A 15,804-nucleotide genomic window follows, 5' to 3' on the forward strand; every position below is an offset into this window, starting at 1 on the left:
GACTCCGGTGCGGCCGAGGCGCGCGTCACGGGCTTCGTGGCGTTCGTCGGCGCGGGCCCGGGTGACGAGGGCCTGCTGACGCTCCGCGGCGCCGACCTGCTGTCCCGTGCCGACGTCGTGGTGCTGGACCAGGAGGCGTACGGCGGGCTGCTCGGCCGCTGCCGTCCCGGCGTCAAGGTCGTCGACATCGCCGCCGAGGCCGGCGCGGTGTCGTTGAAGGCCGTGCGCGAGGCCAAGACCGGGTGCCGCGTGGTGCGTCTGTGTCCCGGCGACCCGGGGTTCTTCTCCTCAGTCGCCGAGGAGGTCGCCGCCTGCGCCAAGGCCGACATCGAGTTCGAGATCGTGCCAGGTGTGCCGCCGGCCACCGCGGTGCCGTTGTACGCCGGCATCGCGCCGGCCACCGGTGTGCCGGAGTTCCGCGTCGTGGACGCCGACCAGGTGGACGACTGGGCCCCGCACGCCGCCTGCGAGGGCACGCTGGTGATCTACAACGGGGTCTCGGCGGCGGTCGCCGTCGCCAAGGCCCTGGTCGCGTCCGGCAAGCCCGACACCACGCCGGTCGCGGTCACCCAGAACGGCACCACCACCGAGCAGTACACCGTCGTGTCCACGCTCGCGCGGCTGGCCGCCGACCTCAAGCACGCCGGCATCGCCGAGCCCGCCGTGATCGTCGTCGGCGACGCCGTCGCCGGCCGCGACAAGCTGTCGTGGTTCGAGAGCAAGCCCCTGTTCGGCTGGCGGGTGCTGGTGCCGCGCACCAAGGAGCAGTCCGCCGGCCTGTCGGACCAGCTCCGGTCGTACGGCGCGGTGCCGGAGGAGGTGCCGACCATCTCGGTGGAGCCGCCGCGCACACCGCAGCAGATGGACCGGGCCATCAAGGGTCTCGTCACCGGCCGGTACGAGTGGGTGGCGTTCACCTCGGCCAACGCCGTCAAGGCGATCAGGGAGAAGTTCGAGGAGTACGGCCTCGACGCGCGCGCGTTCGCGGGGCTGAAGGTCGCCGCGGTCGGCGAGGCCACCGCGAAGGCCCTGGTCAGCTTCGGTGTGAAGCCCGACCTCGTGCCGGTCGGAGAGCACTCGTCGGAGGGCCTGCTCGCCGAGTGGCCGCCGTACGACTCGATGCTCGACCCGATCAACCGGGTGCTGCTGCCCCGTGCGGACATCGCCACAGAAACCCTGATCGCCGGGCTCACCGAGCTCGGCTGGGAGTGCGACGACGTCACGGCGTACCGCACGGTGCGCGCGGCGCCGCCGCCTGAGCCGATCCGGGTGGCGATCAAGAGCGGCGGCTTCGACGCGGTGCTGTTCACCTCGTCGAGTACGGTGCGCAACCTCGTCGGCATCGCCGGCAAGCCGCACACCGTCACCGTGATCGCCGTCATCGGGCCGCAGACCGCCAAGACCGCCGAGGAGTTCGGCCTGCGGGTCGACATCATGGCCGACAGCCCCTCGGCGTCCGCGCTGGCGTCCGCGCTGGCCGACTACGGCGCCAAGCAGCGCCAGGCCGCTCTCGCCGCCGGGGACGTCCCGAGGCGGCCGTCACAGACCCGCAGAGGGGCCCGCCGCCGCGCCAGGTAGGGCCCGAGGCAGGCACCGCGTCCGCCGTCCGGGCCGCCGGCGGTGGCGAAGGGAGACAGCGAAGACATGATGCCGAACGCGGAGTTCCCCGTGGCGCGGCCCCGCAGGCTGCGCCGTACGGCGTCGCTGCGCCGCATGGTGGCCGGCACGCGGCTGCACCCGGCGGAGCTGGTGCTGCCGATGTTCGTCAAGGAGGACGTCACCGAGCCGCAGCCGGTCGGGTCCATGCCGGGGGTCGTGCAGCACACGCGCGACTCGCTACGCAAGGCCGCGCACGAGGCGGCGCAGGCCGGCGTCGGCGGGGTGATCCTGTTCGGCATCCCCGCGGTCAAGGACGCGCGGGGCTCGGCGGCCGACGACCCCGACGGCATCGTGCAGCGCGCGCTGGCCGACCTGCGGTCCGACCTCGGGGACGCGCTGGTCGTGATGGCCGACACCTGCCTGGACGAGTTCACCGACCACGGCCACTGCGGCATCCTCACCCCCGGCGGCGAGGTCGACAACGACGCCACGCTGGAACGCTACGCCGCCGCCGCGGTCGCGCAGGCGCGGGCCGGGGCCCATGTGATCGCGCCGAGCGGCATGATGGACGGCCAGGTCCGCGCCATCCGCGCCGGGCTCGACGGCGCCGGGTTCCCCCACATCCCGATCCTGGCGTACTCCGCCAAGTACGCCTCGGCGTTCTACGGCCCGTTCCGGGACGCCGCAGAGTGCGCGCCGCAGTTCGGCGACCGCAGCTCCTACCAGCAGGACCCGGCGGGCCCGGTGGGTGAGGCGCTGCGCGAGGTGGCGCTCGACCTCGCCGAAGGCGCGGACGCCGTCATGGTCAAGCCCGCGCTGGCCTATCTGGACATCCTGCGTCAGGTGCGCGACGCGGTGGACGTGCCGGTGGCGGCCTACCAGGTGAGCGGCGAGTACGCCATGGTGGAGGCCGCGGCGGCCAACGGCTGGATCGACAGGGAACGCGCGATCATGGAGTCGCTGACGGCGATCCGGCGCGCGGGGGCCGACCTGATACTGACCTACTGGGCCACAGAAGTGGCCAGAAGACTATCCTGACGGGTCATTTCCGGGGGTCGCCGCACTTTGGGCACGCGCCATCAGGCATCATCGGGGAAAGGCCGGGTGGGGAGGAAACGTCATGGTCGGGGTACCGCTGGCGGCACGCAGGGCGAAACGGCGTGGCCGCGCGCATGGAAAGGCACGTACGATCACCTCGGTGCTGGACTACGCCGCACTGGGCTGGGCCGCGGTCCCCGGCGCGCATCCGCTGCGCGAGGGCCGGCGCGCGTGTTCCTGTGACCGTGTGGGCTGTCCCGACCCCGGCGCGCACCCGGTGTCCCCGGCGTGGCGCATGATGGCGACCACCGACACCGCTCAGCTGGAGCGCTGGTGGGACCAGACGCCTGAGGCCAACATCATCTTGCCGACCGGCCGGGTGTTCGACGTGTTCGACGTCCCCGCCGCCGGCGGCCATACCGCGCTCTCCGCGATGGACGCCTCTGGCTTCGAGACCGGCCCGGTCGCCGTCAACGGCGACCGGGTTCTTTTCTTCGTGGCCACCCGAGGCGCTCCGGAGGACGAGGACGAGTGGTGGTCCTGCCACCTCGACTACGCGCCTGAGACCATCGAGGACACTCCTGGCCTGCGCTGGCACTGCCGCGACAGCTACGTCCTCGGCCCGCCGTCCACCCTCCCGGACGGCACCCAGGCGCGCTGGCTGCGTTCCCCCACCCCGCATCCGCTCCCCGACCCGCTTCATGTGCTCGACCACCTGGCCGACGCCATCGACTGAGCGCGGCACCCCCTTCGCCGCCGGGGCGGCCGGGGCCGGCACTACCCTGGACGGGTGAGCCGTACCGAGATCTCAGAGAGCCTGTTCGAGCGTGCGCGCGGCCTGGTGCCGGGGGGTGTCAACTCGCCGGTCCGCGCGTTCGGCGCCGTCGGGGGGACCCCGAGGTTCATGGAGTCCGGGGACGGCCCCTACCTCACCGACGTGGACGGTAACCGGTACGTCGACCTGGTGTGCTCCTGGGGCCCGATGATTCTCGGCCACCGGCACCCCGCCGTCGTCGAGGCGCTCACCGCGGCGTTGTCACGCGGCACGTCGTTCGGCACCGCCACCCCCGGTGAGGTCGAGCTGGCCGCCGAGATCGTGTCCAGGGTCGGCCCGGTGGAGCGGGTCCGGCTGGTCAGCTCCGGCACCGAGGCCACCATGTCCGCGGTGCGGCTGGCGCGCGGCGTCACCGGCCGGTCCCGCGTCGTGAAGTTCGCCGGGTGCTACCACGGTCATGTGGACGCGCTGCTGGCCGCGGCGGGTTCCGGTGTGGTGACCTTCGGCCTGCCGGACACGCCGGGGGTGACCGGCGCGTCCGCCGCCGACACCATCGTGCTGCCGTACAACTCTCCCGAGGCGGTCACCGAGGCCTTCGCGGCGTTCGGCGACCAGATCGCCTGCGTCATCACCGAGGCCTGTCCCGCCAACATGGGTGTCGTGCCGCCGCTGCCGGGCTTCAACGCTCTGCTGCGCGAGCTGTGCACCACCCACGGCGCGCTGCTGATCGTGGACGAGGTGCTGACCGGTTTCCGTGTCTCGCCGTCCGGCTGGTACGGCCTCGATCCGGTGGAGGCCGACCTGATGACGTTCGGCAAGGTCATGGGTGGCGGCCTTCCCGCCGCGGCCTTCGGCGGACGTGCGGAGGTCATGTCGCGCCTGGCCCCGGAGGGCCCCGTCTACCAGGCCGGCACGCTGAGCGGCAACCCGCTGGCGGTGGCCGCCGGCCTCGCGACCCTGCGGGCCTGCACCCCGGACGTCTACCGCCGTGTGGACGACGCGGCGTCGCTGGTCGGCCGGGCCGCGAGCGAGGCCCTGACCGCCGCCGGCGTCCCCCACCGCCTCCAGACGGCAGGGAACCTGTTCTCGGTGTTCTTCACCGCCACCCCGGTGACCGACTTCGCCACGGCCCAGACGCAGAGCACCGCCGCCTACCGCGCCTTCTTCCACAGCATGCTCGACCAGGGGGTCTACCTTCCCCCGTCGTCGTACGAGGCGTGGTTCCTGTCCGCCGCGCACACCGACGAGGCCCTCTCGCAGGTCGCCGAGGCCCTGCCGGCGGCGGCCAAGGCCGCCGCCGCGGCGCTGTCCTAGGTTCGGTCGAGGGCCTCCTCGCTCTCGGCCCGGTCCTTGCGCCGCTGCCGGAGCCTGCGGCCGGCGAAGATCAGCACGGCGAGCGCCACCAGGCCGATCACCACGTTGGTGCCGGTGCCGACGTAGGTCTCGACGACGGACCACTTCTCGCCGAGCGCGTATCCGGCGAGGATGAAGGCGGTGTTCCAGATCAGGCTCCCGATGCCGGTCAGCAGCGTGAAGACCCCGAGATGCATGCGTTCGACGCCGGCGGGGACGGAGATGAGGCTGCGGAAGATCGGGATCATGCGGCCGAAGAACACCGTCTTGCGGCCGTGCTTGAGGAACCACGCCTCGGATCGTTCGATGTCGGAGACCTGCAACAGGGGGATGCGCGCGGCGAGGGCCAGCGTGCGGTCGCGGCCGAGCATCGCGCCGATCCAGTAGAGAGCCAGTGCACCCGCGACGGAACCGGCGGTGGTCCACACCACGGCGTCGAGCAGGTCCATGTCCCCTTGGGAGGCGGTGAAGCCGGCCAGCGGCAGGATCACTTCGCTCGGCAGGGGAGGGAAGAGGTTCTCCAGTGCGATGGCCAGGCCGGCCCCAGGTGCTCCGAGGGTTTCCATAAGTCCAACGAGCCAGTCGGTCATGCCCTAGAGACTATGAATGATGTTGTATGCCAGGAATGAGGCTTGTGCCCGTTTATCCGGTAGGGGTGGCCCCACCTGCGGGAAGAGACCGGCTTCAGAATCACTGTCACCTGATCGCTCCAGCGTTTAGCATCGCTATATGCTCGATCTCCACAGGCTCAAAGCACTCCACGCCGTGGCCACCTACGGCTCGGTCGGCGCGGCGGCGGAGGCGCTCATGGTGACGCCGTCCGCCATCTCGCAGCAACTCGCCAAACTGGAGCGCGAGACCGGGGCCACGCTGCTGGAGCGCAGCGGACGAGGCGTGCGGCTCACCGACGCGGCAGGCGTGCTCGCGCAGCACGCCGAGCGCATCCTCGCGCTGGTCGAGACGGCCGAGGCCGACTTCGAGGCGCTCAGAGGCGCCGTGGTGGGCCGCCTGTCGGTGGCGGCGTTCCCAACGGCGGCACGCGGGCTCATGCCGCGCGCGATGAAGGAACTCAAGGCGCGGCACCCCGACCTCGACGTGGTGCTGTACGAACGCGAGCCGGACCGGCAGATCCGCGAGGTGGCGCGCGGAGAGCTCGACCTGGCGATCGTGCAGGACTGGCTCAACCGGCCCATGGCGATCCCCGACGGCCTGTCGCGGGCCACGCTCTTCGACGACGTGGTGGACGTGGTGCTGCCGGCCGGCCACCCGCTGGCCGGCCGGCGCGACATCGATCTGGCCGAGCTGGACGGCGAGCGGTGGATCAGCTCCTCACCCGGCACCGTCTGCCACGACTGGCTGATGTTCACGCTGCGCACGGCCTCCGTTGAGCCCGACGTCTCCTGCGTGGCCGACGAGTACCCGACGCAGATCGCGCTGGTCGCGGCCGGTCTCGGCTGCACGATCGTGCCGCGCCTCGGCCGGGGGGCGTTGCCGCACGACGTGCGGGCCCTGCCGATCCGGTCCCGGCCCACCCGCCGCCTCTACACGCTGTGGCGCACCGACGCGGCGCGGCGGCCCGCCATCCGTGCCGCGGTCGAGGTGCTGCGTGAGGTGAGCCCGCAACCGGTGTCGAGTCGCGCCATGGCGCACGCCGACCAGTAGGCTGTGTCCGATATGACTGTCAGCACCGTTGTTCACCTGCTCCGGCACGCGGAGGTGCACAACCCCGAAGGCCTGCTGTACGGCCGTCTTCCCGGGTACCACCTCTCGGAGACCGGCCGCTCCATGGCCGACGTGGTGGCCAAAGCACTGTCCGGCCGTGACATCACCCACCTGTCCTGCTCACCGCTGGAGCGGGCCCAGGAGACGGCGGCCCCCCTCGCCGACGCGCTCGGGCTGACCGTGCGCACCGACGAGCGCCTCACGGAGGCCGAGAACATCTTCGAAGGCCTCGCCATGACCACGATGTTCCGCGTGGCCAAGCACTACCGCCACATGTGGAACCCGCGCAGGCCGTCCTGGGGCGAGCCGTACGTCGAGATCGTGCGCCGCATGCGCGCCGCGATCGACGACGTGCGCGCCGAGGCACGCGGCCACGAGGCCGTGCTGGTCAGCCACCAGCTCCCCATCTGGACCATCCGCCAGGCCGCCGAGCGCCGCCGCCTCTGGCACGACCCGCGCCGCCGCCAGTGCGCACTGGCCAGCGTCACGAGCTTCACCTTCGACGGCGACCGCCTCACCAGCGTCGGCTACAGCGAGCCCGCCGGCGCCTTGCTCAGGCCCCCCGGCGGCAAGGGCCGCTAGCCCCGATTTCCGGGGCACCGCGCGCCATGGGTAGGGTTGAGGCGCTCTACCGGTTGTAGTGCAAGGAGTCCCGCCGCCGTGTTCGCGACGTCACGAGCCCTGATCGCCGTGCTTGTCATGGTGGTCCTCGCGGGCTGCGCGGGTAACCCGTCGGCGCAGCCGCAGTCCGGCGACACCCGGTTCGTCGCCGGTGACGGCGCTGTGAAGATCTTCGACGCCGGCGCGCGCACCGCGGCCCCCGCCATCGAAGGCGAGACCCTGGAGGGACGGCGGGCCCGGCTCGCCGACCACAAGGGCCAGGTGGTCGTGCTGAACTTCTGGGCCTCCTGGTGCGGCCCGTGCCGCAGCGAGGCACCGGTGCTCAAGGACGTCGCAGCCAAGACCAAGGACAAAGGCGTCACCTTCCTCGGCGTCGACTTCAAGGACGACCGCGCGCAGGCCCTCGCCTTCCAGCGCACACAGAAGCCGGGATACCCGAGCCTGTTCGACCAGCCCGGCAAGGTCGCGCTGGCGTTCCACGGCATGGTGAACCCCGCCGCGATCCCCTCCACCCTGGTGATCGACCGGCAGGGGAGGGTGGCGGCGCGCGCGCTCGGCGAGGTCAGGTACTCCGACCTGATGGACGCCGTCACCAAGGTCAGTGATGAGCGCTGACCTCGCCGGCACCGTGGCGGCCGGCTCCCTGCTGCTGGCCGTGCCGGTGGCGGTCGCCGCGGGCCTGGTGTCGTTCCTGTCGCCGTGCGTGCTGCCGCTGGTCCCCGGCTACCTGTCGTACGTCACCGGCATGAGCGGCGACCCGCGCAGAGGCCGCATGGTCGCCGGCAGCGCGCTGTTCGTGCTCGGCTTCTCGCTCGTCTTCGTGCTCGGCGGCGCGTTGTTCGGCGGCGTCGGGTCCCTGCTTCTCGGCAACGCCGAGGTGATCACCCGGGTGCTCGGCGCGCTGACCATCGTGCTCGGCCTCGCGTTCATCGGGTTCCTGCCGGGGCTGCAGCGCGACGTCCGCGTCCACCGTTTCCCCGCCGCCGGCCTCGCGGGGGCTCCGCTGCTCGGCGTGGTGTTCGGCCTCGGCTGGACCCCGTGCATCGGCCCCACCCTGTCCACTGTGCTGACCCTGTCCCTGGACCAGGCGAGCGCCGCGCGCGGCGCGTTGCTGGCCCTGGCGTACGCGCTCGGCCTCGGCCTGCCGTTCGTGCTCGCGGCGCTGCTGTACCGCAAGGCGCTCACCGCCTTCGCCGTGGTGCGCACGCGCAGCCGGCTGATCACCCGGCTCGGCGGCGGCATGCTGGTGCTGGTCGGCGTGCTGCTGGTGACCGGCCTGTGGGGGCAGTTCATCGCCGCCATCCAGGGCTGGGTCGGCGGATTCGAGCCGGTGATCTGATGACGACCACGACAGCGAAGGGCCTCGGGGTGGTCGGCTGGCTGCGCTGGGGCTGGCGTCTGCTCACCTCGATGCGCACCGCGCTGATCCTGCTGTTCCTGTTCGCCTTGGCGTCGGTGCCGGGTTCGATCTTCCCGCAGCGCTCCATCAGCCCCGACCAGGTCGCCAGGTACTTCCAGGACAGCCCCGGTACGGCGCGCTGGCTGGACCGCCTGTCGCTGTTCGACGTCTACACCGCGCCGTGGTTCGCCGCGACGTACCTGCTGCTGTTCCTCTCCCTGGCCGGCTGCGTGGTGCCCCGCGCCGCCACGCACTACCGGGAACTACGCCGGCCGCCTCCCGCCGCGCCGCGCAACCTGTCGCGGCTGCCGCGTCACGCGACCCTGGAGACCCCCGGGGTGACCGTGGAGCAGTACGCCGCGGCGCTGCGCGGGAAGCGGTGGCGCACGGTCACCGGGCCCGGCTGGGTGGCCGCGGAGAAGGGCTACCTGCGCGAGACCGGCAACCTGCTGTTCCACGCCGCGCTGCTGGCCCTGCTGCTCGCCGTCGGCCTCGGCGGTCTGTTCGGCTACCGCGGCAACGTGCTGGTCGTCGAGGGCAACGGCTTCGCCAACACCGTCGCGGCGTACGACCGCTACATCCCCGGCCAGCGGGTGTCGGCCGAGTCCCTTGAGCCGTTCTCCTTCACCCTGAAGGACTTCCAGGCCACCTACGTCGCCACCGGTGAGCGCCGCGGCCAGCCGCTGGACTTCTCGGCGCGCCTGAGCGTCAGCGACCGTCCCGGCGCGGCCGAGCGGCCGTACGACCTCAAGGTCAACGAGCCGCTCGAAGTGAACGGCACCCAGACCTATCTGCTCGGCCACGGGTACGCACCCGTGTTCCAGGTCACCGACGGCGAGGGACAGGTCGCGTTCGACGGGCCGGTGCCGTGCCTGCCGGTGGACCAGGTCACTTACCTGTCCGAGTGCGTGATCAAGGCGCCGGACGCCGAGCCCGAGCAGCTCGGGTTCCTCGTGCGGTTCCTGCCGACCGCGGTGCCGGCCGCCGACGGGTCCTGGGTGTCGGTGTTCCCCGGCGCGGCCAACCCCGCGATCCAGGTGTTCGCGTTCTCCGGCGACCTCGGCCTGCGCGACGGCGCGCCGCAGTCGGTGTACCGGCTCGACACCGCCAAGCTCAAGCCGCTGGTGATGGGGGACAAGACCAAGCCTCTCGCCGTCGGCGAGTCGCTCACCCTCCCCGGCGGCGCCGGCACGATCCGGCTCGGCGGGGTGCGCGAGTGGATCAGCCTGCAGATCGCGTACGACCCGGGCCGCGTGCCCGCGCTGATCGCCGCGTCGCTCGCCGTGCTCGGCCTCGTGCTGACGCTCACCGTGCGCCGCCGCCGCGTCTGGGTGCGCGTGCCGCAGGACGGCGAAGGCCCGGCCGAGGCCGGCGGCCTGACCCGCACCGAGGGTGGCGGCGCGGCGTTCGCCGAGGAGTTCTCCCAGCTCGTCACGGCCCTTTCCGGGCTGCACGGCCGCGAGGCGGCCACGCGTCAAGGAGTGAAGGATGTCCACTGACCCGGGGCTCGCCACGCTCAGCGACCAGCTGATCCTGGTGACCGTACTGCTGTACGTGTTCGCGATGATCGCGTACGCGCTCGACCTCGGTTTCGGCCGGGTGCGCGCCGCCGTCCCCGCCGAGACCCGTGTGCCGGTCACCGTCGGCGGCACAGCGGAACAGGCGGACGCCGGCGACGGGCCGGCGGCCGGCACCGACGACGCCGATGAGGGTCCGGAGCCGCCGGCGTGGGCCGCGAGGGCCGGCACGGTGGCGGTGGCCCTCGCCTGGCTCGGCTGGGCCGCCAACCTCGGCGCCGTGGTCGGCCGCGGCGTGGCCGTGGCCCGCTGGCCGTGGGGCAACATGTACGAGTTCGTGGTGGCCATCTGCCTGGCCGCCGTGACCGCGTTCCTCGTCATGCAGACCCGCAGGCCCGTGCGCTTCCTCGGCGCCTTCGTGACGCTCGCGGCCGCGCTCGGGCTCGGGTTCGCCGTCCGCTACCTCCACGTGCAGGCAGGGCCGGTGGTGCCGGCCCTGAACTCCTACTGGATCGCCATCCACGTCACGGCCGCCATCCTCGCGAGCGGGCTGTTCATCGTCGCCGGGCTCTCCGGCGTGCTGTACCTCGCACGCAAGGACGGCCCTTCGCGCCTGCCGTCCCGCGCGGAGCTGGAGGCGGTGGCGCACAAGGCCATCGTCTTCGCCTTCCCGGTGTGGACGTTCGCGGTGATCGCGGGTGCACTGTGGGCCGACAAGGCGTGGGGACGCTACTGGGGCTGGGACCCCAAGGAGGTGTGGTCGTTCATCACGTGGATCGCGTACGCGGCCTATCTCCACGCACGCGCCACGGCGGGCTGGCGGGGGAGGGCCGCGACGATCGTCCAGCTCGTGGCCTTCGGATGTCTGATGTTCAACCTGGTCGGGGTGAACATCTTCCTGTCGGGACTGCACTCGTACGCGCAGGTGCCCTGAGCGGGAACAGGGCTCAGAAGCGGCCTCAGACGGCGGGACAGGGCTTAAAGCGGGGGAGCGAGGGGCTCAGTCTTCCTCGCGGCGCAGGCGGCGGTCCAGGTCGCGCAGGAAGTCGGGGTCGTCGTCCGGGCCTCGGGGGAACGACGGCCGTGGCCGGTTCGGGCCGGCGGTCCTGCGCCGTGCCGTCTGCTCGCTGATCGGCCGGCCGACCAGCAGCCACAGCAGGCCGCCGATGCCGGGGAGCAGCACGGTGATGAGGACCCACAGCATCTTGGGCAGGTTTCTTGCATCTTGCTCCGGGGTCGTGATGACGTCGAACAGGCAGTAGAGCCAGAAGGCCAACAGCGCCAGGCCGAGAAGCACGCTAGGCATGTCCGCAGCGTAAGCCATTCCGCGGTAGATCGTGATTTCGGGGCGACATCCGCGACGGCCGGATTCATCGCCGTAGGACATTACCGATGGCTTCACGCCGTGCCGCGTCGTACGGTGGACGATGACCGCCAGACCAGCAGGGAAAGGTGCCCCGCCGATGCTCACGCTCGTCCCGGCACGCCGTCCGGCGCCTTGACGGCCTACTCCGGCGACAAGGGTCGCCACCGCAGAGGATCACGCTGGCGGCAGCGCGGCCCCGCGGGCCTTCCGTACCGCAAGGAGACCCCTCGCGAGGGTCAGGAGACACCCGAGCCGCGGCACGGTGAGAGCGTGGCCGACGGTCGGAAAGACCGTCAGGAGCGCCGGGACAACCGCAGGTCAGGCCGCAGGGACGGCCGGCAGCCCGAGTCGTTCTGGCAGGGTGACCGGCCGCGTGCGGACGTCCCCGGCGCGGTCACGGCGCCGGTGGTCGACCGGCCCCAGTACATCTGGCGCGACTTCGAACTGGACGACGACCGGCCGCTCGCGCAGCCCGATTCCCCCGACACTCCCGACCGCGGCGACGGGTTACTACATTGTGGCCCTTTGGAACGCATACTCCACCGTCAATGGGACGCGTCGTACGGCCCGCCGTCCGCTGACGTCGTGCGTGCCGTCGACAGCCTCGCGCGCCTCCCCGAGAAGCTGAAGTCGCTTCTGGCGGTCGGGCTCGACGGCATCTACATCGGGCCCGGCGGCGTGCCTGATCTGGACGACATGGGCTACCTGCGAGGCGCGCCGCTGCCTTCGGGGAAGGCCACGTGGGACATCTGCGCCGGCGCGTACGGCGACCGCAAGATCGTCGTCGGGGACCGGCCGTCGCCGACCCCGGACGTGATGATGCACGAGACCGGTCACGCGCTCGACGACATCGACGCACCGCCGGGTGAGTGGGTTTCGGACTCACCGGATTTCGCGGCCCTGTACGACGAGTGCGCTCCGTTGCTGGCCTCGACGTTCCACAAGCAGCCCGGTGGTCTCGGCCGCAAGGAGTTCTTCGCCGACGCCTTCGCCGCCATCGCCTCACGGCAGCGTCCCGCGCTGGTGGACATGCTGAACGGCGACACGCGCGCCGCGCTCAACGTCATGCTGTTCTTCAACAGGCGCTACGGAATCTAGGTGATCCGCCATGTACGTCATCCGGCTCGCGGACGGGAGGTTGCGGATCCCGCGTTCCCTGACCAGCGGCGACGGCCGCCTGATCGGCAACGCCTACCTGGAGGTCGCGCCGAACGACCCCGACTACGACCGCTGGCTCCCCGAGTCGATCACCGAGGAGCAGGACGCCGAGCGCCGGCGTCAGTGGCGGGAGGGGAACGACGAACTGGAGCGTGAATTCCTCGCGTTCAAGGAGTCACAGGCCGGCTCGGACCGCTGAGGAGCGGGGAGTGCATCAGGGGGGCCCGATGGTGCGGGCAATCGTGCCCCCGGATTAGTTGATACACATTTAAAGCAGTTAAGGACATCCGTAAAAAGAACAGTGACCCTGCGGCTTCCGGGGGGCACGCAGGATCACCGGGTGGTACACGGCCGGATCGAGATCACCGGGCATCGTGCTCGGCGGCCCCGGGACCGGCGGTTCAGACACGCGGCGAGTCGCCGTTCGGCCGTTCGGCCGTGAGGACTTCCTCGCCACGCAGGAGGGCGTGCACCTCCGACTCTCGGAAACGCCGGTGCCCTCCGGGGGTACGGATACTGCTGATGCGACCGGCCGCCGCCCAGCGCGTCACCGTTTTTGGATCGACCCGGAAGAGGGCGGCCACCTCTCCAGGGGTCAGCAGACGCTCGCTGCTACTCTCCACAATCTCTCCCCCTCGCGTCCCGCATCTCCAAGCGGGCGGACAGGTATCCAGTTTGCCGAGCGAAATCTGATATATCCGCGATTTAGCTTGAAAGATCACGGGTTGTTATCAGCTGACTGCCCGTTTGTTATATGATAGAGCCTCTTTGGGGCGCTCGTGGGTGTTTCTTTACATAAGCGCCGTGTTGGGAACACTAGCAGTGCTCGCTCCCGATGCGAAGCGAGCACTGTAAAGCTCCACCTGCGAAATCGCTCTCCGTGGGGTGGCGGGGGTAGACCGCTCCAGCACGGGGTGGCGTAACCTCGACCGTGTGCGACCGATTCTCGTTTACACCGCGTCACGCCTCGGACTGTTCGCGGTCACCCTCGGTGTGCTCTATCTGATCGGCCTCCACAACCCTCTCTGGCTGCTGGTGATCAGCTTTGCGATCAGCGGCATAGCCAGTTACGTGCTGCTGTCCAAGCAGCGGGATGCGGTGAGCCGGCAGATCAGTGAGCGCCACAAGGGCTAGAAGAGCGGGAACATGCCGACGCGGGCATGGTACTCGTGTCCGAGGCGCGTGGTGTCACTTCCGACGAGAAGGCCGCCTTTGTCGACGAGGAACGCTTTCACCCCAATGCCGCGCTCACGTGTGGGGTTCCACGGCAGCGCACGGCCGGTCACCGGATCGATCGCGCCGATGCCGGGCCGTGCCACCGCGCCGGGACCCGCGGTGTCCTTTCCGCGTGGGTTGTCGAGCCATCGCTGGTGCCCCCCGACGTACACCGCGGCACCGGTGACGGCCACCGAGTAGAGCGAGTCACCGCCGGTGTGGTTGACCCATGTCGGCCGCGCCGCGTCACGCGCCGTGGTTTCGAATCGGGCGGCCGAATCACAGAGCTTGCGCGCGCCGCCGGCACCGCCTGTCGTGACCACGACGAAGTACCGGCCGTCAGGTGAGAAGTCCAGACCTCGCACGTAATAAGGGAAGTCGTCTCTGCAGCGGGCCGCATACGCGTCGGTGCGCCACGGGGTCACCGCCGGCTTGGGTGCGCCGACGTCGATCAGGCCCACCTGGGGCCGGCGCAGCCCGTCGAGCGTGGTGAACGAGCCGATGACCGCGAGCACACGGCCGTACGCCGCCATGGCGTGGACCTTGAGCGTGCCGAGCCCGCCTCCCGGCGTGACGGTGAACGCGGGGTCCACCGCGCCGGTCGCGGCGTCCAGCCGCGCGAGCGCCGGACGCGTGGAGCGGCCGACCGCGGCGAAGTCGCCGCCGACGTACAGGTGGGGACCGGCCAGGACCAGCGTGGAGACGTCGCCGCCGCGCACCGGCGCGGCGAACCCCGGCACAGGGGCCCCGTCGGCGAGCCGCAGCCGCGTCAGGCCCATGGCCCGGCCCGGCCCGTAGAACGACCCGCCGGCGTACACCGTGGCGTCGGGGCCGGCCGCGAGCGCGGACACCGCGCCGTCGAGCCGCGGCGAGAAGTGGCGGTCCACCCGGCCGGTGAGCAGGTCGAACGCGAAGATGTTGCTCCGCCGGAGCTTCGCCGCCGAGCCGGCCTCCCGCACCCGGCTGAAGGACCCGCCGACGACGACGGTGCGGCCGTACACGGCGAAGGCGTTGACGATGCCGTCGAGCACGTGCGGTGTGGTGGCGACCGGATCGGTGGAGACGACGCGGTCGTGGGGGACCAGGCCGGCGTCCGCGGGGACGGCCAGAACCGGCGACAACGCTCCGGCGAGCAGCGCGGCGACGGGAAGGACCCGCCGCACGGGTGATTTTCCGGTAAACATTTGCCAAGTCCTAGCAGACGGAGCGTGACGATGTGGTCACTTTGGGTCGATCGCCTGGTCCCACTAAGCTGTGCGCATGACACGTGCATCGCTGGACAAACAGCCGCGGGAGATCGCGGCGATGTTCGATCGCACGGCCCGGCGCTACGACCTGGTCAACGACGTGCTGTCCCTCGGGCAGGACCGCCTGTGGCGCAAGGCGACCGCCGCGGCGGTCGACGCCGGCCCCGGTGAGCTCGTCCTCGACCTGGCCGCCGGCACGGGCACCTCGACCGACGCCTTCACCACTCTCGGCGCGCGTGCCATCGCGTGTGACTTCTCTCTCGGCATGTTGCGCGCGGGTGCCGAGCGACACGGCGGTTCCGGTGTGTCCGCCGAGGCCGGCGGGACGGGACGCATGGCCTTCGTCGGAGGCGACGCGCTGAAACTTCCATTCGCCGACGAGACGTTCGACGCCGTCACGATCTCGTTCGGGCTGCGCAACGTCCACGACACCGCGCAGGCGCTCGGCGAGATGCTCCGCGTCACCCGTCCCGGCGGCCGGCTGGTGGTGTGCGAGTTCTCCCGGCCGACGGTCCGGTCGTTCGACGTCGTGTACACCCAGTACCTGATGAAACTGCTGCCTCCGGTGGCCCGCGCGGTCAGCTCCAACCCCGATTCCTACGTCTATCTGGCCGAGTCGATCAGGGCCTGGCCGGGCCAGGCGGGGCTCGCGCGGATCATCGGCGAGGCCGGGTGGGAAGGCGTCCGCTGGCGCAATCTCTCCTTCGGGATCGTCGCGCTCCACCGAGCCGTCAAACCGGCCGCACAGAGTAGGTAAGCTCCATCTGACATAGGGCAGGGGAAAAGGGCTAGAC

Annotated in this window: 18 protein-coding genes; 14 read left to right on the forward strand and 4 right to left on the reverse strand. The window is 71.2% G+C overall.

Going from position 1 to position 15,804, the window contains the following annotated elements:
• The first annotated feature begins 36 nt into the window (after positions 1-36).
• From BJ992_RS03950 to hemL, 4 genes are all read left to right on the forward strand, one after another.
• Entirely contained in the window at positions 37-1,578 is a 1,542-nt protein-coding gene (locus tag BJ992_RS03950) for a bifunctional uroporphyrinogen-III C-methyltransferase/uroporphyrinogen-III synthase (protein ID WP_343072963.1), read from the forward strand.
• Between the two features lie 66 nt (positions 1,579-1,644).
• Positions 1,645-2,637, forward strand: coding sequence for a porphobilinogen synthase (gene hemB / locus BJ992_RS03955; protein ID WP_184978585.1), 993 nt, complete (start codon positions 1,645-1,647; stop codon positions 2,635-2,637).
• 82 nt (positions 2,638-2,719) lie between these two features.
• Entirely contained in the window at positions 2,720-3,373 is a 654-nt protein-coding gene (locus tag BJ992_RS03960) for a bifunctional DNA primase/polymerase (protein WP_184978586.1), read from the forward strand.
• Between the two features lie 54 nt (positions 3,374-3,427).
• Complete coding sequence (gene hemL, locus BJ992_RS03965) at positions 3,428-4,726, forward strand: glutamate-1-semialdehyde 2,1-aminomutase (protein WP_184978587.1); 1,299 nt, start codon at positions 3,428-3,430, stop codon at positions 4,724-4,726.
• Here the strand turns inward: hemL and BJ992_RS03970 are convergent.
• Positions 4,723-5,355, reverse strand: a complete 633-nt coding sequence (locus tag BJ992_RS03970) for a DedA family protein (RefSeq protein ID WP_184978588.1) — start codon at positions 5,353-5,355, stop codon at positions 4,723-4,725. The genes hemL and BJ992_RS03970 overlap by 4 nt on opposite strands.
• Positions 5,356-5,494: 139 nt before the next feature.
• Here BJ992_RS03970 and BJ992_RS03975 point away from each other — a divergent pair, with 139 nt between their 5' ends.
• From BJ992_RS03975 to ccsB, 6 genes are all read left to right on the forward strand, one after another.
• Positions 5,495-6,427 (forward strand): LysR family transcriptional regulator, encoded by a 933-nt coding sequence (locus BJ992_RS03975; RefSeq protein WP_184978589.1) that lies wholly within the window; start codon positions 5,495-5,497, stop codon positions 6,425-6,427.
• 12 nt (positions 6,428-6,439) lie between these two features.
• Positions 6,440-7,069 carry a histidine phosphatase family protein gene (locus BJ992_RS03980; RefSeq protein ID WP_184978590.1) on the forward strand — a complete coding sequence of 210 codons (630 nt, stop codon included), beginning with the start codon at positions 6,440-6,442 and terminating at the stop codon, positions 7,067-7,069.
• Between the two features lie 78 nt (positions 7,070-7,147).
• Positions 7,148-7,723 carry a TlpA family protein disulfide reductase gene (locus BJ992_RS03985; protein WP_343072490.1) on the forward strand — a complete coding sequence of 192 codons (576 nt, stop codon included), beginning with the start codon at positions 7,148-7,150 and terminating at the stop codon, positions 7,721-7,723.
• Complete coding sequence (locus tag BJ992_RS03990) at positions 7,713-8,447, forward strand: cytochrome c biogenesis CcdA family protein (RefSeq protein WP_184978591.1); 735 nt, start codon at positions 7,713-7,715, stop codon at positions 8,445-8,447. Before BJ992_RS03985 ends, BJ992_RS03990 begins: the two co-directional genes overlap by 11 nt.
• The gene (gene resB / locus BJ992_RS03995) at positions 8,447-10,006 is read left to right on the forward strand and encodes a cytochrome c biogenesis protein ResB (protein ID WP_184978592.1); all 1,560 of its coding nucleotides are present in this window, start codon (positions 8,447-8,449) and stop codon (positions 10,004-10,006) included. Before BJ992_RS03990 ends, resB begins: the two co-directional genes overlap by 1 nt.
• A complete protein-coding gene (ccsB, locus tag BJ992_RS04000) occupies positions 9,996-10,958 on the forward strand; it encodes a c-type cytochrome biogenesis protein CcsB (protein WP_184978593.1) in 963 nt (320 codons plus the stop codon). The genes resB and ccsB overlap by 11 nt, the downstream gene beginning before the upstream one ends.
• A gap of 66 nt (positions 10,959-11,024) precedes the next feature.
• On the opposite strand, the gene BJ992_RS04005 is transcribed toward ccsB, so the two are convergent.
• On the reverse strand, positions 11,025-11,330 hold the full coding sequence (locus BJ992_RS04005) for a PLDc N-terminal domain-containing protein (protein WP_246496516.1): 306 nt from the start codon (positions 11,328-11,330) through the stop codon (positions 11,025-11,027).
• A 114-nt stretch (positions 11,331-11,444) separates the two neighbouring features.
• On the opposite strand from BJ992_RS04005, the gene BJ992_RS04010 reads away from it, so the two are divergent.
• The gene (locus BJ992_RS04010) at positions 11,445-12,488 is read left to right on the forward strand and encodes a hypothetical protein (protein WP_343072491.1); all 1,044 of its coding nucleotides are present in this window, start codon (positions 11,445-11,447) and stop codon (positions 12,486-12,488) included.
• Between the two features lie 10 nt (positions 12,489-12,498).
• A complete protein-coding gene (locus BJ992_RS04015; protein ID WP_184978595.1) occupies positions 12,499-12,747 on the forward strand; it encodes a hypothetical protein in 249 nt (82 codons plus the stop codon).
• Positions 12,748-12,949: 202 nt separating this feature from the next.
• Here the strand turns inward: BJ992_RS04015 and BJ992_RS04020 are convergent, their stop codons facing one another.
• On the reverse strand, positions 12,950-13,171 hold the full coding sequence (locus tag BJ992_RS04020) for a BldC family transcriptional regulator (protein WP_184978596.1): 222 nt from the start codon (positions 13,169-13,171) through the stop codon (positions 12,950-12,952).
• 310 nt (positions 13,172-13,481) lie between these two features.
• Here BJ992_RS04020 and BJ992_RS04025 point away from each other — a divergent pair, with 310 nt between their 5' ends.
• Entirely contained in the window at positions 13,482-13,682 is a 201-nt protein-coding gene (locus BJ992_RS04025; RefSeq protein WP_184978597.1) for a DUF4229 domain-containing protein, read from the forward strand.
• On the opposite strand, the gene BJ992_RS04030 is transcribed toward BJ992_RS04025, so the two are convergent.
• Positions 13,679-14,926, reverse strand: a complete 1,248-nt coding sequence (locus BJ992_RS04030; RefSeq protein WP_343072492.1) for a hypothetical protein — start codon at positions 14,924-14,926, stop codon at positions 13,679-13,681. The genes BJ992_RS04025 and BJ992_RS04030 overlap by 4 nt on opposite strands.
• 97 nt (positions 14,927-15,023) lie before the next feature.
• Here BJ992_RS04030 and BJ992_RS04035 point away from each other — a divergent pair, with 97 nt between their 5' ends.
• Positions 15,024-15,767, forward strand: coding sequence for a demethylmenaquinone methyltransferase (locus BJ992_RS04035; RefSeq protein ID WP_184978599.1), 744 nt, complete (start codon positions 15,024-15,026; stop codon positions 15,765-15,767).
• The last annotated feature ends 37 nt before the right edge of the window (positions 15,768-15,804 follow it).

This window comes from Sphaerisporangium rubeum, assembly GCF_014207705.1.
Classification (GTDB): Bacteria; Actinomycetota; Actinomycetes; order Streptosporangiales; family Streptosporangiaceae; genus Sphaerisporangium; species Sphaerisporangium rubeum.

What these genes read in the sequence shown, in the direction of transcription:
- resB (WP_184978592.1), top strand. Translation starts at nt 8,447, where the DNA reads ATGACGACCACGACAGCGAAGGGCCTCGGGGTGGTCGGCTGGCTGCGC.
- BJ992_RS03960 (WP_184978586.1), top strand. Translation starts at nt 2,720, where the DNA reads ATGGTCGGGGTACCGCTGGCGGCACGCAGGGCGAAACGGCGTGGCCGC.
- hemB (WP_184978585.1), top strand. Translation starts at nt 1,645, where the DNA reads ATGATGCCGAACGCGGAGTTCCCCGTGGCGCGGCCCCGCAGGCTGCGC.
- BJ992_RS03970 (WP_184978588.1), bottom strand. Translation starts at nt 5,355, where the DNA reads ATGACCGACTGGCTCGTTGGACTTATGGAAACCCTCGGAGCACCTGGG.
- BJ992_RS03975 (WP_184978589.1), top strand. Translation starts at nt 5,495, where the DNA reads ATGCTCGATCTCCACAGGCTCAAAGCACTCCACGCCGTGGCCACCTAC.
- BJ992_RS04005 (WP_246496516.1), bottom strand. Translation starts at nt 11,330, where the DNA reads ATGCCTAGCGTGCTTCTCGGCCTGGCGCTGTTGGCCTTCTGGCTCTAC.
- BJ992_RS04035 (WP_184978599.1), top strand. Translation starts at nt 15,024, where the DNA reads ATGACACGTGCATCGCTGGACAAACAGCCGCGGGAGATCGCGGCGATG.
- ccsB (WP_184978593.1), top strand. Translation starts at nt 9,996, where the DNA reads ATGTCCACTGACCCGGGGCTCGCCACGCTCAGCGACCAGCTGATCCTG.
- BJ992_RS03980 (WP_184978590.1), top strand. Translation starts at nt 6,440, where the DNA reads ATGACTGTCAGCACCGTTGTTCACCTGCTCCGGCACGCGGAGGTGCAC.
- BJ992_RS03990 (WP_184978591.1), top strand. Translation starts at nt 7,713, where the DNA reads ATGAGCGCTGACCTCGCCGGCACCGTGGCGGCCGGCTCCCTGCTGCTG.
- BJ992_RS04015 (WP_184978595.1), top strand. Translation starts at nt 12,499, where the DNA reads ATGTACGTCATCCGGCTCGCGGACGGGAGGTTGCGGATCCCGCGTTCC.